Source organism: Plantactinospora solaniradicis (genome assembly GCF_042658085.1).
Taxonomy (GTDB): domain Bacteria; phylum Actinomycetota; class Actinomycetes; order Mycobacteriales; family Micromonosporaceae; genus Plantactinospora; species Plantactinospora solaniradicis.
The window spans coordinates 111,672-125,867 of the sequence record NZ_JBHSPR010000039.1; the positions used below are offsets into that span (position 1 = coordinate 111,672).

The window sequence follows — 14,196 nt, forward strand, 5'->3', positions numbered from 1 at the left end:
GGGACGTGATGACCGGGCGAACCGTGGACAGGAGCACACCATGACCAGATGGACCCCGGACCCCACCTTCTACGCCTCACCCCGCGACGCGGTGGGCGCGCCGCCGGAGAAGCTCGCCTACGTCGCGGCCTTCGACCGCGAGGCGCGCCGGCCCGACGCGATCGCCGTGGTGGACGTCGACCCCGACTCCGCCGGCTACGGCACCGTGGTGGGCTGGACCGACCTGCCGTACACCGGTGACGAACTGCATCACTTCGGCTGGAACGCGTGCAGCAGCGCGCTCTGCCCGACCGCGCCGCATCCGCACGTCGAACGCCGCTACCTGATCGTGCCGGGGCTGCGCTCGTCCCGGATCCACGTACTCGACACCAAGGCCGACCCGACCCGGCCGCGGATCGTCAAGGTCCTGGAAGCGAAGGAACTCGCGGACGGGGCGGGCTACTCCCGCCCGCACACGGTGCACTGCGGTCCGGACGGGATCTACGTCTCCGCCCTGGGCGGGGCGCACGGCGCGGACGGCCCCGGCGGGATCGCCGTACTCGACCACGACACCTTCGAGGTACGCGGTGCCTGGGAGGCCGACCGGGGGCCACAGTTCCTCGCGTACGACGCCTGGTGGCACCTGAACCACGACGTCATGGTCACCTCGGAGTGGGGCACCCCGTCGATGATCGAGGACGGCATCGTCGGCGAACTCCTGCTGGGCCGCAAGTACGGCCACGCCCTGCACTTCTGGGACCTGCGCCAGCGGCGCCACGTGCAGACCGTCGACCTGGGCGACGCGTACCAGATGCCGCTGGAGTTGCGGCCCGCGCACGATCCGACGAAGACGTACGGTTTCGTCGGGGTGGTGATCAGTGTCGAGGACCTCTCCGCCTCGATCTGGGTGTGGCACCGCGACGGCGAACGGTGGACGGCCACCCGGGTGATCGAAATCCCGGCCGAGCCGGCGGACCCGGAACTCCTGCCCGACCTGCTCAAGCCGTTCGGCGCGGTGCCTCCGCTGGTCACCGACATCGACCTCTCCGTCGACGACCGCTTCCTGTACGTCTCCTGCTGGGGCACCGGCGAGCTGCGGCAGTACGACGTCGGCGACCCCTTCCACCCGGTGCAGACCGGCTCGGTGCGACTCGGCGGAATCGTCGGCCGAGCGGCACATCCGGCCCGACCGGACCTGCCGCTGGCCGGCGGGCCACAGATGGTCGAGGTGAGCCGGGACGGTCGCCGGGTCTACCTGACGAACTCCCTCTACGGTGCCTGGGACGACCAGTTCTATCCGGACGGGGTCGGCGCCTGGCAGGCCAAGCTGGATGTCGACCCGGATGCCGGCGGCCTAGCCGTCGACCCACGGTTCTTCCCGCACGGGGACGATTTCCGGGGCCTCCGGGTGCACCAGACCCGGCTGCAGGGCGGGGACGCCTCCTCCGACTCGTACTGCTTCCGGTGACCTGGCAGCAGCTGACCGGGCTGGTCGCGCTCGGCGCGTTCCACGGGCTCAACCCCGCCATGGGTTGGCTGTTCGCGGTCGCCCGGGGACTACAGGAGGGCAGCCGGGCGGCCCTGCTGAGATCGTTGCCGGCGATCGCGGCCGGACACGCGGCATCGGTCGCCGTGGTGGCCAGCCTGGTCAGCGCCACCCGATCGGTGCTGGCGAGCACGGTGGTGGCGCTGCTGACCGGTCTGCTGCTCGTCGGGTTCGGGCTCTGGCGGCTGCTGTCCCGGCGGCACTTCCGGTGGGTGGGGATGCGGCTGTCCCTGGCCCAGTTGGCCGGCTGGTCGTTCCTGGTCTCCTCCGCGCACGGCGCCGGGTTGATGCTGCTGCCGGTGCTGCTGGCCGCCCCGCCCCCGGGCGGGTCCGGGCACGGCGCCCACCTGGCCGCGGCGCCGGCCGGTGCGCTGTCCGGACTGGTGGCGGCGGGAGTGCACACCGGGGCGATGTTCGCGGTGGCCGCCGGCTGCGCGGTGCTGGTGTACGAGGTGCTGGGCACCGGAGTGCTCCGCCGGGCCTGGGTCAACCTCGACCGGCTCTGGGCCGCGGTGCTGGTCACCGCCGGGCTGTTCACCCTGGTCGCCGCGGCCTGACGAATCGGTTGCCGGCGGGACCGTTCCGGTGGCGGTCCCGCCGTCAACCGGCAACGGGACCGCCACCGACCGCCGGAGCCTCGCTCCGCCGCATCGGGTCCTCGCTGTGCTGGGGCGGCATCGGGTCCTCGCCGTGCTGGAGCGGGACCTCGTGGTGGATCCGGCCCGCCAGCGTGGAGAGCCGGTTCCCGCTGCCGCCCCACCGGGCAGCGACGATCTCGGCGGCGATGCTGACCGCGGTCTCCTCCGGGGTCCGGGCCCCCAGATCGAGGCCGAGCGGCGAGGCGAGCCGGCCGAGTTCCGCCTCGGAGAGCCCGGCCGCGCGGAGCCGGGCGAGCCGGTCCGCGTGCGTCCGCCGCGAACCCATCGCGCCGACGTAGCTGACCGGCAGCCGCAACGCCACCTCGAGCACCGGAACGTCGAACTTCGGATCGTGGGTCAGCACGCAGACGACGGTCCGGCCGTCCACCCGTCCGGCGTCCGCCTCGGCCCGCAGATAGCGGTGTGGCCAGTCGACCACCACCTCGTGCGCGTCGGGCAGCCGGCGGCTGGTGGCGAAGACGGGCCGGGCGTCGCAGACCGTCACCCGGTAGCCGAGGAACGCGCCGACCCGGGCCACGGCCGCCGCGAAGTCGATCGCACCGAAGACGATCATCCGGGGCGGGGCGGCGTAGGCCGCGACGAAGAGCAGCAGGTCGTCGCCGCGACGCTGTCCGTCGTACCCGTAGCGGAGCGTTCCGGTGCGGCCGGCGGCCAGCAGCCCCCGGGCGTCGTCCGTCGCCGCCGCGTCCAACCGGTCCCCGCCGAGCGAGCCGGCCGTCCGGTCCGGCCAGACCACCAGCCGGCGCCCGAGCCGACCGGCCGGGTCCGCCTGCCCTGCCGACACGACGGTCACCACCGCCACCGGGGTGCCCGCCCGGATCGCCGCCGCCACCTCGGCGAACTCGCCGAATCCGGTCGGATCCACCCGCTCGACGAAGACGTCGAGAACGCCGCCGCAGGTGAGGCCGATCGCGAACGCGTCGTCGTCGGTCACGCCGTACCGCTGTAGTGCCGGCACGCCGGTAGCGGTCACCTGGCGGGTCAGGTCGTAGACGGCCCCCTCGACGCAGCCGCCGGAGACACTGCCGACCGCCGCGCCGTCCGGCCCGACCAGCATGGTGGCGCCCGCCTGGCGGGGCGCGGAACGCCAGGTGGCGACCACGGTCGCCATCCCGACCGGCTCGCCGGCCCGCCACCAGCGGTCCAGCTCGTCAAGCACGTCACGCATGGCCGTTCACCCGCACCCGTTCCCTCGTGCCGGGTGGGCCGGCTCCGGCCCACCCGCAGCGGTTTCTCCCCGTTGCCGCCATCCTCACGCCATCCGAAGATCGTCCCATATGTCCGATCACTACCCTCGGCCGACCCTTGCCCCGCACTGCGAGATTACGCGGACCCCGATCATCCACCGCCGGACGAACCGGGCTCGGCGAATGGGCCGGACCCGGGCGGGTAGACCAGCCGGGTACGGCGCCGACACGACGGACGGGGGCAGCCTCATGCCAGGACCACGACCGGGAAGCAACGCGTACGACGTCGAGCGTGCACGGCTACGCAAGCGCATCGAGAACTCGGGCCGCGCCAACGACAAGGAGGCGGACGAGGCGGCGAACCGGTACCTCCAGGAGGAGCAGCGGCGTCCCGGCTTCGTCCGGGGCGAACGTGGACTCGGCCCGAAGGGCGAACGCGGCCCCGGAGAGCCGAAATGATCAGCCTGGCCGCCGTCTCCGGGTCGACACGGCGGGACGCAGCGGGTGCTCAGGTCACCGACCTGGTGGACGGTGCGATCGCGGGCGCGGTGGGCAGTGTCGCACTGAACGTGGTCACCTACCTGGACATGACGGTCCGGGCCCGCCCCGCCAGCAGTACGCCGGAGGAGAGTGTCCGGCGGCTGACCGACGCACTGCACATCGGTCTGGGGCCCGAGGACCGGGCGGCGAACCGCCGCTCGGGCCTCGGGCCCCTACTCGGCTACGCAGTCGGCGTCGCGTGTGCTGCCGCTCTCACCACGGTCGGCCTGCGCCGCCTACCCGGTCCGGTGGCGGCCGGGATCCTCGGGGCCGGCGCCATGCTGACGTCGGACGGCATGCTGACCGTCCTCCGGGTCACCGATCCGCGCCGCTGGAGCAGGACGGACTGGCTCTCCGACGTCGTGCCGCACCTCGCGTACGGGATGGCCGCCGTGGCAACCCTCGACCAGCTGGGCCGGGCACGGCGCCCGAACCGGCGGTTACCGTTCCGGGCCCGCATCCACCCCGATTGAGGGTCGGATTCACCGGCGCCCGGTCGTTACTCGGTGCCGCCCGCCACCGGACGTGCCCGGCTCCGCCCGGCCGCCCGCTCGTCGGGATCCTCGGCCACCGGCCGGGCCGCCGGGCCGTACGGGGAGACCTGTTCGGGCGGGATCCGCCGGCCGTCACCACCCCGGACCCGTGACGGGTCACCCGGGCGCGGGCCCTTGCTGTCCTGTACGAGGGGAGTCCGCTCGTTTCGGCGCATCTCCGGCTGCTGCACGTTCGTCATCGCCGTCCCCTTCCCACCGTGGTGCCAATCGTTCCGACTTACCGGCCGGAGGCGTCCCGACCGGTTCGGGTGCCCCGGTTCGGGGCGTGACCGGTGTTTCCACCGGTGCCACGTACCGCTCGGGCACCCGCTGCCGATTACCCGGTGCGGGTGGCGCCATTCGGTCCGCCCGGCCCGGTGCGGCTCCGGACAGCGCGGGTAACCGGGGTACATGAACCGTGAACGCGCCCTGGTACGGGTGCTGCTGGAACGACAGGGGCGTACGTACGCCGAGGAGGCGGGGATCCGACTGGCCGACCGGCCGGGTCCGCTCTATCAGCTGTTGCTGCTCACGACGCTGCTCAGCACCCGGATCCGGGCCGGCGTCGCGGTCGCCGCCGCCCGGGAGCTCTTCGCCGCCGGCTGCCGTACGCCGCAGGGGACCGTGTCGTCGAGTTGGCAGGACCGGGTGGACGCGCTGGGTCGGGGCCACTACCGGCGCTACGACGAGCGCACCGCGACGATGCTGGGGGACGGTGCCCGGTTGTGCCTGGATCGCTGGCACGGCGATCTGCGCCGGCTGCACCACGAGGCCGGCGGCGACCACTCCGCGCTCCGCCGGCTGCTGACCGGCTTTCCCGGCATCGGGCCGACCGGAGCGGACATCTTCCTCCGGGAGGCGCAGGCGGTGTGGCCCGACGTACGACCGTACGCCGACCGGAGGGCGGCCGGTGCCGCGCAACGGCTCGGATTGCCGTCCACCCCGGACAAGCTGGCCAGACTGGTCGGCGGCGGCGATTTTCCCCGCCTGGTCTCGGCGCTGGTACGGGTCTCCCTCGGTCAGCAGTCGATCGGCGAGTTGACCAGGGCGGCGGGTGCCCGCTGAATCGGGTCCGCCGCCGGTCAGCTCACCGGTTTGCCGGTGCTGGGCCTGGTCAGGTACCAGACGGTGAGGCCCGCCGCGACCGCGAGCAGCAGCACCGCGTTGGTGACGCCACCCCCCTCCTCGCCACTGCTGCCGAAGTAGATGACGGCGAGTGCGGCGCCGACCGACAGCAGGGTCCGCAGTCCCTTGTTTTTCACGCAAATTACCCTAATTACGGCACGGGGTTCCGGCAGCGGATCGGCCCCACACCCCCGATCCGGGTGAACGCGTGATCGGCTCGGACGGTGGATGAACCCCGGACGGTGGACGGTCCCGGACGGTGGATGGACCCGGACGGTGGGTAGACGGACCCGGGCGGTGGACGGATCAGTGCTCAGCGTTCGGCGGGCTCCGGTCGCAGCCGGACCAGCCGGATCGCGCGCCCGGCGACCTCGACCACCTCCGCGGTCATCCCGGGAAGCCGCAACGTCTCGCCCGGGGCGGTCGGGATGTGGCCGAGCCGGGCCAGCACCAGCCCGGCGACCGTGGTGTAGTCACCCGATCGCGGCAGGTCGAGCCGGACACCGACATCCGGCAGGTCGTGCAGGGGGAACGAGCCCGGCACCAGCAACGCCCCGTCGTCCTCCCGGACGACGGTCTGCACGTCCCGGTCCGTCTCGTCGTACAGCTCGCCGACGACCTCCTCCAACAGGTCCTCCATGGTGATCAGGCCATCGGTCGCACCCCGCTCGTCCACCACCAGCGCCAGCCGCTGACGCTGTGCGCGCATCTGCCGCAGGGCGTCGGAGACCTGCAGCATCTCCGGCAGGAAGCAGACCGGCCGGACCCGGTCCCCCACCAGCGGCCCGCCGCCGACCAGGTCCCGGACGTGCACCACGCCGACCACGTCGTCCAGTCCGTCCGGGCCGGTCACCGGCGCCCGGGACAGGCCCGCGTCGGCCAACCGGCGCAGTCCCTCCTCGATCGGCAGCTCCGCCGGCAGGCTCGTCACCGCTCCCCTGGGCACCAGGATCTCCCGGAGCGTACGGTCGGCGATCTCGAAGGCGCCGCTGACGATCTCGCGCTGCTGAGCCGAGAAGTTGCGTTGGGTGAGCATCTGTTCCCGCAGCTCGTCGCGGTCCACCTCCTCCCGGGCGGCCCGCGGGTCGCCGCCCAGCATCCGGACGACCAGGTTGGTGGTACGGCTCAGCAGCCACACCGCCGGCCGGGACACCATCGCGAACAGGTCCAGCGGCCGGGCCACCAGCAGACCCCAGCGCTCCGCCCGCTGCATGGCGAGCCGTTTCGGGGCAAGTTCGCCGAGCACCAGCGTGGCGAAGGTCAACACCGCGGTCACCAGCACCACCGCCACCGGCTCGGCGGCGCGGCCGAGGAAACCCAGCGGACCCAGCAGTGGCTTGGCCAGGGACACCGCCGCGGCGGCCGAGGCCAGGAAGCCGGCCAGGGTGATCCCCAACTGCGTGGTCGCCAGGAACCGGTTCGGATCACGGACCAGCCGGACCAGGGTGGCACCCCGCCGCCCTTTCCGGCCGAGCTGGCGCAGCTGCCCCTCCCGCAACGAGACCAGTGCCATCTCGCTGCCGGCGAAGATCGCGTTGAGCAGGATGAGGAGCAGCACCAGCACGACCTGCACGCCGTACCCGCCCACCCGGCCGTCTCCCTCCACTGCCCTGCAAGCCACTTAACCCCAGCCCTTCCGGCCAGGGGCCGGTTTGCCGGTGCCGGTGCCGGAAACAGGACCGACGAGGGCCGGTGCCGGTGCCGGAAACAGGACCGACGGGGTGGCGGTGGCGGTGGCGGAAACGGGACTGACGGGACGCCGCGCGGCCGGACGAGACCGGTCCATCGCAGGGGCTGCGCCGGGCCGGGCGGCTCGGCGTCCGGGGCCATACCCTGCGGCCGACCGGATAGTCGTACAGTCTCGCGGTGACCGAAATCCGGACCACCGTCGACCTGCGCCACCCGCCCGAGCGGGTGTGGCGGGCCCTGACCGACCGTGAGCTGCTGCCGAAGTGGTTCGGATCGGTCGAACCTCGACCCTCGTCGATCAGCCGGTTCGAGCTGCGCCCGGCGGACCTGCCCGAGTTGGACGAGCTGATCACCGTCGAGCTGGTCGAACTCGACCCGCCACATCGGATCGTGGTGCGCTGGCTCGAGGACGGCCAGCCGACCCAGGTGGTGTGCGAGCTGACCCCGACGGCGGAGGGGTGCCGGCTGACGGTGACCCACGGCGACGCCGAGGACCCGTTCCGGGACACGGGGATCGAGGACCCGTTCCTGGACAGCGGGATCGACGACCCATGGCGGCCAACCGATCTGGACCGCCGCGAGCAGGCGTACCAGCAGCTTCTCGACACCCGGCTGCCCGCCGTACTGGATTGGCTGGCCTTCCGGGAGGTCGACCTCCCGGAAGCCACCGCGGTCATCGGGGCCGTCCCGGCCGGTGCGGCGCCGGACCGCCGCTCCCGGCGGAAGCTCGGCATCGGGCTCGCCGTGCTGGCCCTCGCCGTCGGCGCCGTGGTCGTGGTGGCCGGCCTGGCTCGCGGCCGGACCGAGTCCGGCTCCGCCGGGCCGGTGGCCACCGTCGGCAGCCCCGCACCGACCACCGGTCCGGGCACGGCCGGCCCGGCCGCCGGCAGCCCGACGACCGGCCCCGCCACGGCCCCACCGAGCAGGTCCACCCGGCCGACGCCGCGCCGGACGCCGACGACCCCGCCCGCGCGTCCGGCGAACCCGGGACAGCCGGACCTCGCCGCCCGGTACACCACGCTGCGCACCGGGCTCCTCGGTTACCGGGGCGAGGTGGTCGTCACCAACGGCGGCAACGCGGCGGCGAGGAGCTGGACGGTGGTGATCACCCTCCCCGCGGGCGCCGAGGTGTCGACGGCCAGCGGGGCGAGCTTCGTCCAGGAGGACGAGCGGGTGACCTTCACCGGCGCCGCGCTGCCGGCCGACCGGTCGGCGACGATCCAGTTCGAGGTGGTACGCGACGCGACCCTCACCCAGAAGCAACCCACCAGTTGCGTCGTGCAGGACCGGCCGTGCGAGGGCCTGTGAACCGGCGCCGTCAGTAGAGCAGGTAGGGGCGGCGCCGGCGGTCGAACGCCGCCAGCTCCGCCGACCAGGCGCCCACCACGTCGGCCACGTCCGCGCCGGCATCGATCATGGTACGGAGCCGGGTGGAGCCGCTCAGCTTGTCGATCCAGTACGGCCGGGCCGCGTCCCAGGTGTCCGCGCGCCAGGCGAACGCCGGATACTTCCGCGCCTCCACCAGCATCGCCACCCCGGTACGGACCGGATCGAACCGGGCCGGATCGACGACCTTGACCTCCACGCCGGCACAGAGCTTGTTGAGCAGGTCCGGCTTCTGCCCGGCGGCGGTCGGCGAGAAGTACGCCTCCCGGAACTCGACCCCCGGCAGGTCCCGGGCGGCGAGCCGGTCCACCCAGTGGTAGTCGAAATCGTCGGCCAGTCCGCCGACCAGCTCGAAGGGACGGGTGGTGCCGCGCCCCTCGGTGATCGACGCGACCCCCTCGAACATGCAGGTGCCGGGGTAGACCAGCGCGGTGTCCGGGGTCGGCATGTTCGGGCTGGGCAGCACCCACGGCACGCCGGTGTCGGCGGCGAACTCGCTTCGCCGCCAGCCCCGACACTTGATCACGGTCAGCTCCACCGGCCGGCCCGCCTCGGCCGGCAGGAACTCACCGTTGTAGAACCGGGCCAGCTCGCCGACCGTCATGCCGTGCTGCTGGACGATCTCCTTCTTGCCGACTCCCGAGGTGAACGGCGTGGTCATCATCGGCCCGTACGCCCGGCCGCCGATCGGGTTCGGCCGGTCGAGTACGACGTACCGCTTGCCGAGCCGGGCGGCGGCGACCATCGAGTCGTACAGGGTCCAGATGTAGGTGTAGAAGCGGGCGCCGACGTCCTGGATGTCGAAGACCACGGTGTCGACGCCGGCCTGGGTGATCAGTTCGGCCCACTTCGCCTGCGAGGCGCCGTACGCGTCGTAGACCGTGATCCCGGTCCGGGCGTCGATCCCGGTCCCCTCGCTGCCGCCGGCCTGGGCGGAACCCCGGAAGCCGTGTTCGGGCCCGAACGCGGCGGTCAGCTGCACCCTGCCGGAGGCGTGCATCAGGTCCACCAGGTGCCGGTACTTCGCGTCGACCCCGGTCGGGTTGGAGAGCACCCCCACCTTCTGCCCGGCCAGCGCGGCGAATCGGGAGTCGACGAGTACGTCGAGACCGGTGTCGACGCCACGGCCGTGTCCACCGTGCCCGGATCGGCCGTCCGCTGCGTCGATATCCGGTGCGGCGTTCGCCGGGCCGCTGCCCAGGGTGCCGGCCGTCGCGCCGAGGGCGCTCACGGCGGCGGTGCTGGCGAGGAACCTTCTGCGTTGCACGGCGGCCTCCGGGGCGGGGATTCGGGAAGGGGGTCGTCTCGGAAGTTACCTACGCCACATTGGAAGGTCAAGAAGGAAAACTACAGCTCCACCTCTTCGAGGTCGCCCAGCTCGATGTTCTGGATCATCAGCCAGCGGGCCAGCGCCGGCATCCCGTACAGCCACAGCGGTGCCGACTCGGTCGTGCCGTTGGTGGCGTAGATGGCGAACCGCAGGTCAGGGGCTCGAATCGCCTCGATCCGCCAGCGGTGGTTCTTGTCCTGCCACACGGCCGAAGGGTCCATGTCCCCAAGTTAGGCGAGGCACCGCCGGCCCGGTCGCCAAACGCCTGGCAGCCTCGGTAGCGACGCCCCGCTACCGTCGCCACCGTGACGGATTCGCCCGACCACCAGACGGAGCGTCCGCCGGACACGGACACGGGCACGGGCACAGACGCGGACGCGGGCACAGACGCGGACGCGGGCACAGACGCGGACGCGGGCACGGGCACGGGCACGGGTCGAATGTGGCGCCACGCCGCCCGGCTGGTGTTGTCCGGGCTGCTGCTCTTCGCGGTCTACCACCTGGTCCGGGACGTCGCGACGACGTACTTCGCGGCGGACGCCGTCACGCTGTTCGCGGCGGGGCACCGGACCCACCAGTGGTGCCAGCCGGTGTGTGACGAGGTCACGATGCCACTGGAGCTGCTCAACATCGTGACCATCCCGATCGCGCTGCGCCGCCGCCCGACCGGCGCCCTCGGGGTCCTCAACCTGCTCTCGATCCCGCTCTGGGTGCTGGCCTGGCTGCTGCCCTGACCTCGCGTCGTACCCGGCCCGTATGGTGTACGGTGCTCGTTGTCGTACACCATACGGAAATAGGGGGAACGCGTGGCGGCCGACGATATCGTCATCACCGGGGCCAGGGAGAACAACCTCAGGAACGTCTCGCTGCGGGTGCCGAAACGCCAGTTGGTGGCTTTCACCGGCGTCTCCGGGTCCGGCAAGTCCTCCATCGTCTTCGACACCATCGCGGCCGAGGCACAGCGTCAGCTCAACGAGACGTTCACCGCGTTCGCCCGGAACTTCCTGCCCCGGTACGGGCAACCTGACGTCGACACGATCGAGAATCTCTCGGCGGCCATCGTGGTGGACCAGAAGCGGCTCGGCGGCGGCTCCCGGTCGACCGTCGGCACCATCACCGACATCTACACCCTGCTCCGCCTGCTCTTCTCCCGGGTCGGCAAGCCACACGTCGGCTTCTCCAACGCCTTCTCCTTCAACGACCCGCAGGGCATGTGCCCGGAGTGCGAGGGCCTCGGCAAGTCCGTCCAGCTCGACCTCGACACCTTCATCGACCGCTCGAAGTCGCTGAACGACGGTGCCCTGCTGCATCCGGACTTCGCCAAGACCGGCTGGTACTGGAAGATGTACGCCGCCTCCGGCCACTTCGACCTGGACAAGCCGCTCGCCGACTACTCCGAACAGGAGTGGCAGACCCTGCTGTACGGCGACGGCAAGGTCCCGCTGGAGTGGCAGGGCACAACGATCAACTCCACCTACGAGGGCGCCGTCAACAAGTTCACCCGGCTGTACATCCGCAAGGACGCCGCCGAGATGTCCGAACGCAACCGCAAGGTCTTCCTCCGGTACGTCACCGAGCAGACCTGCCCGCTCTGCAAGGGCGACCGGCTCAGCCAGGCGGCGCTGGGCAGTGAGATCGACGGCTACAACATCGCGCAGCTCTGTGCGATGGAGGCGACCGAACTCGTCGCGGTGCTGCGGACCTTCACGGACCCGCAGGGTGCGACGGTGGTGGAGAGCCTGCTGGACCGGGTCGGCAACCTGGTGGACATCGGCCTGGGCTACCTCAGTCTCAACCGGCCGACGGACACCCTCTCCGGCGGCGAGTCCCAGCGGATCAAGATGGTGCGGCACCTGAGCAGCAGCCTCATCGACATGATGTACATCTTCGACGAGCCCAGCGTCGGCCTGCACGCCCGCGACGTCGAGCGGCTCAACCGGCTGCTCGTCAAGCTGCGCGACAAGGGCAACACCGTGCTGGTGGTCGAGCACGACCGGGACGTCATCGAGATCGCCGACCATGTGATCGACATCGGCCCGAAGGGCGGGGCCGGCGGCGGTCAGGTCCTCTTCGGCGGCACGGTCGCCGAACTCCGCACGGCCGACACCCCCACCGGGCGGTACCTGGAACACCGGCTCCCGCTGAAGACCACCTACCGCGAGCCGACCGGGCATCTGAAGGTCGTCGCCGCCGACGTGCACAACCTGAAGAACGTCAGCGTGGACATCCCGACCGGCGTACTCGTGGTGGTCACCGGGGTCGCCGGCTCGGGCAAGAGCACTCTGATCAACAACGTCTTCGTCAGCCAGCATCCCGAGGCGATCGTGATCGACCAGTCCGCCGTCGGCGCCTCGATCCGGTCCAGCCCCGCCACCTACACCGGGCTGCTCGACCCGATCCGGCAACTGTTCTCCAAGGCCAACGGCGTACCCGCCGCGCTGTTCAGCTTCAACTCCAAGGGCGCCTGCCCGAACTGCCAGGGGCTGGGCGTCATCTACACCGACCTGGCGTTCATGGACGGGCTCCGCTCGACGTGCGAGGTGTGCGAGGGTCGCCGGTTCAGTGACGACGTACTCGAACACAAGCTGCGCGGGAAGTCGATCAGCGACGTACTCCGGATGCCGGCCGCCGATGCGCTGGAGTTCTTTCCGGAGAAGAAGCTGCGAACGATCCTCCAGGCGGTCAACGACGTCGGCCTGGGCTACCTCCAGCTCGGCCAGCCGCTGAGCACGCTGAGCGGTGGGGAGTGCCAGCGCATCAAGCTCGCCACCGAACTGCACAAGGGCGGCACCATCTACGTGATGGACGAGCCGACCACCGGGCTGCACATGTCCGACATCCAGCACCTGCTCGACATCATCGAACGGCTGGTCAGCAGCGGTAACTCGGTGGTCGTCATCGAGCACAACCTCGACGTCGTCAAGAACGCCGACTGGATCATCGACCTCGGCCCGGAGGGCGGCAGCCAGGGCGGCACGATCCTGTTCGAGGGGACCCCGGTGCAACTGCTCGACGCGACGAACTCCTACACCGCCGAGTACGTCCGCCGGGACGTCGGCGCCGCCGTCCCGGCCTGAGCCCGTCCTCCGTCCTCACCTCCGTCCTCGGCGCCGGCCGCTGCCTCAGGTCGCGGCCGGCGCCGAACGACCAGGCCCAGGCGTACTTCTTCTACAGCGACGTGAAAATCTCCTGACGTCGCCGCCAGGCCCGCTCGCGGGTCGCGCCCCAGGACGCGGCCCGCGCGTCGCCTCCCGAGCCCACCACTGCCCGGTCAGACCGGCCAGGCGTGGTGCGACCACGACACGGGCCGCCCTAACTCGGGAACATGCTGGTGACGTTGACGAAGGTGCCGGTGATGCCGGCCGCCCGGTCAGAGGCGAGGAAGGCGATCGTCTCCGCCACCTCGGCCAGCCGGGGCGACCGGCGCGTCATCCGAGCCTGGTCCAGCCCAGCCAGGATGCCCGCCAGGGCCGACTCGTCCAGGTTGCTGTTCACGGCGGAGAGCTTCTCCACGGTCAGCGTCTCGGGAATCCCGGCCGTCCAGAGCCCCAGCGCGCGTACGCCATGTGGCCCGACCTCCATGGCGAGGTTGCGGATGAACGTGTCGATCGCCGCGTCGGCGGGACCGGTGCTGCCCATCATCGGGCTGCCGTGCGCGGACCCGCTGTTCAGCGCGAGGATGACTCCCGATCCCTGCCCGATCATCTGTCGCGCGGCCGCCCGCGCGGTGATGAAGTTCGTGCTGATCCCGTTCGTGACCGCCCGGGTCAGGTCGGCCGTCGTCATCTCCACCAGAGGGATGCCCTGCACGTCACCCCGGGGCACGAGGTTCAGCGACACGTCGATCCGGCCCGCGCGGGCGACCACCGACCGGGCGTGTTCCTCGACCGCCGACTCGTCGAACGCGTCGAGCACGTCCACCTCTGCCGCACCGCCGACCTGCCGGATCGCCCCGGCCACGCGGTCGAGCGTCTCTCCGGTCCGTCCGGTCAGGAAGACAGTGGCCCCCTCCCGGGCGAAGGCTGCCGCGACCGCGCTGCCGATCCCGCCACCGCCGCCGTAGATGACGGCGTTCTTCTTCTCCAGCAACATGGTTCTTCCTCCAGCGTGTCGAGTCGCCCGCGTCCACGCCGCGACCGGTATCAGCCGTCACCTGCGGAGTTACGGACGCGAAATGATCGCCGGTTGAGACGTACCGGATCCGGAAAACTCATCGGCCGCA

General features: G+C 71.6%; 15 protein-coding genes. 8 read left to right on the top strand and 7 right to left on the bottom strand.

The features are described 5' to 3' along the window. The first annotated feature begins 40 nt into the window (after nucleotides 1-40). Together ACFP2T_RS34235 and ACFP2T_RS34240 are read left to right on the top strand one after the other, a co-directional pair. Nucleotides 41-1,447 (top strand): selenium-binding family protein, encoded by a 1,407-nt coding sequence (locus tag ACFP2T_RS34235; protein WP_377429175.1) that lies wholly within the window; start codon nucleotides 41-43, stop codon nucleotides 1,445-1,447. After that, complete coding sequence (locus ACFP2T_RS34240; RefSeq protein ID WP_377429177.1) at nucleotides 1,444-2,082, top strand: hypothetical protein; 639 nt, start codon at nucleotides 1,444-1,446, stop codon at nucleotides 2,080-2,082. The genes ACFP2T_RS34235 and ACFP2T_RS34240 overlap by 4 nt, the downstream gene beginning before the upstream one ends. Nucleotides 2,083-2,125: 43 nt before the next feature. Here the strand turns inward: ACFP2T_RS34240 and ACFP2T_RS34245 are convergent, their stop codons facing one another. Then, nucleotides 2,126-3,352, bottom strand: a complete 1,227-nt coding sequence (locus ACFP2T_RS34245) for an XdhC family protein (protein ID WP_377429179.1) — start codon at nucleotides 3,350-3,352, stop codon at nucleotides 2,126-2,128. 268 nt (nucleotides 3,353-3,620) lie between these two features. Between ACFP2T_RS34245 and ACFP2T_RS34250 the strand changes: the two genes are divergently transcribed. Next, on the top strand, nucleotides 3,621-3,830 hold the full coding sequence (locus ACFP2T_RS34250; RefSeq protein ID WP_377429181.1) for a phosphatidylethanolamine-binding protein: 210 nt from the start codon (nucleotides 3,621-3,623) through the stop codon (nucleotides 3,828-3,830). Next, nucleotides 3,827-4,384 (top strand): hypothetical protein, encoded by a 558-nt coding sequence (locus ACFP2T_RS34255; protein ID WP_377429183.1) that lies wholly within the window; start codon nucleotides 3,827-3,829, stop codon nucleotides 4,382-4,384. Before ACFP2T_RS34250 ends, ACFP2T_RS34255 begins: the two co-directional genes overlap by 4 nt. Nucleotides 4,385-4,410: 26 nt before the next feature. Here the strand turns inward: ACFP2T_RS34255 and ACFP2T_RS34260 are convergent, their stop codons facing one another. Continuing rightward, on the bottom strand, nucleotides 4,411-4,644 hold the full coding sequence (locus ACFP2T_RS34260; protein WP_377429185.1) for a hypothetical protein: 234 nt from the start codon (nucleotides 4,642-4,644) through the stop codon (nucleotides 4,411-4,413). 211 nt (nucleotides 4,645-4,855) lie between these two features. Here ACFP2T_RS34260 and ACFP2T_RS34265 point away from each other — a divergent pair, with 211 nt between their 5' ends. After that, nucleotides 4,856-5,509, top strand: a complete 654-nt coding sequence (locus ACFP2T_RS34265) for a DNA glycosylase family protein (protein WP_377429187.1) — start codon at nucleotides 4,856-4,858, stop codon at nucleotides 5,507-5,509. A 17-nt stretch (nucleotides 5,510-5,526) separates the two neighbouring features. Here the strand turns inward: ACFP2T_RS34265 and ACFP2T_RS34270 are convergent, their stop codons facing one another. Both ACFP2T_RS34270 and ACFP2T_RS34275 read right to left on the bottom strand, forming a co-directional pair. Continuing rightward, a complete protein-coding gene (locus ACFP2T_RS34270) occupies nucleotides 5,527-5,706 on the bottom strand; it encodes a hypothetical protein (protein ID WP_377429189.1) in 180 nt (59 codons plus the stop codon). 176 nt (nucleotides 5,707-5,882) lie between these two features. Then, nucleotides 5,883-7,157: a hemolysin family protein gene (locus tag ACFP2T_RS34275; protein ID WP_377429191.1), complete on the bottom strand. Its 1,275-nt coding sequence runs from the start codon at nucleotides 7,155-7,157 to the stop codon at nucleotides 5,883-5,885. Nucleotides 7,158-7,435: 278 nt separating this feature from the next. On the opposite strand from ACFP2T_RS34275, the gene ACFP2T_RS34280 reads away from it, so the two are divergent. Further along, nucleotides 7,436-8,566, top strand: coding sequence for an SRPBCC domain-containing protein (locus tag ACFP2T_RS34280; RefSeq protein ID WP_377429193.1), 1,131 nt, complete (start codon nucleotides 7,436-7,438; stop codon nucleotides 8,564-8,566). A gap of 10 nt (nucleotides 8,567-8,576) precedes the next feature. On the opposite strand, the gene ACFP2T_RS34285 is transcribed toward ACFP2T_RS34280, so the two are convergent. Continuing rightward, nucleotides 8,577-9,911, bottom strand: coding sequence for an exo-beta-N-acetylmuramidase NamZ family protein (locus ACFP2T_RS34285; protein WP_377429195.1), 1,335 nt, complete (start codon nucleotides 9,909-9,911; stop codon nucleotides 8,577-8,579). A gap of 80 nt (nucleotides 9,912-9,991) precedes the next feature. Further along, on the bottom strand, nucleotides 9,992-10,195 hold the full coding sequence (locus ACFP2T_RS34290) for a hypothetical protein (RefSeq protein WP_192769804.1): 204 nt from the start codon (nucleotides 10,193-10,195) through the stop codon (nucleotides 9,992-9,994). An 84-nt stretch (nucleotides 10,196-10,279) separates the two neighbouring features. Here ACFP2T_RS34290 and ACFP2T_RS34295 point away from each other — a divergent pair, with 84 nt between their 5' ends. Together ACFP2T_RS34295 and ACFP2T_RS34300 are read left to right on the top strand one after the other, a co-directional pair. After that, nucleotides 10,280-10,708 carry a hypothetical protein gene (locus ACFP2T_RS34295; protein WP_377429197.1) on the top strand — a complete coding sequence of 143 codons (429 nt, stop codon included), beginning with the start codon at nucleotides 10,280-10,282 and terminating at the stop codon, nucleotides 10,706-10,708. Nucleotides 10,709-10,780: 72 nt separating this feature from the next. Then, nucleotides 10,781-13,051 carry an ATP-binding cassette domain-containing protein gene (locus tag ACFP2T_RS34300; RefSeq protein WP_377429199.1) on the top strand — a complete coding sequence of 757 codons (2,271 nt, stop codon included), beginning with the start codon at nucleotides 10,781-10,783 and terminating at the stop codon, nucleotides 13,049-13,051. Between the two features lie 235 nt (nucleotides 13,052-13,286). On the opposite strand, the gene ACFP2T_RS34305 is transcribed toward ACFP2T_RS34300, so the two are convergent. Further along, nucleotides 13,287-14,066: an SDR family NAD(P)-dependent oxidoreductase gene (locus ACFP2T_RS34305; protein ID WP_377429201.1), complete on the bottom strand. Its 780-nt coding sequence runs from the start codon at nucleotides 14,064-14,066 to the stop codon at nucleotides 13,287-13,289. Nucleotides 14,067-14,196 lie beyond the last annotated feature (130 nt).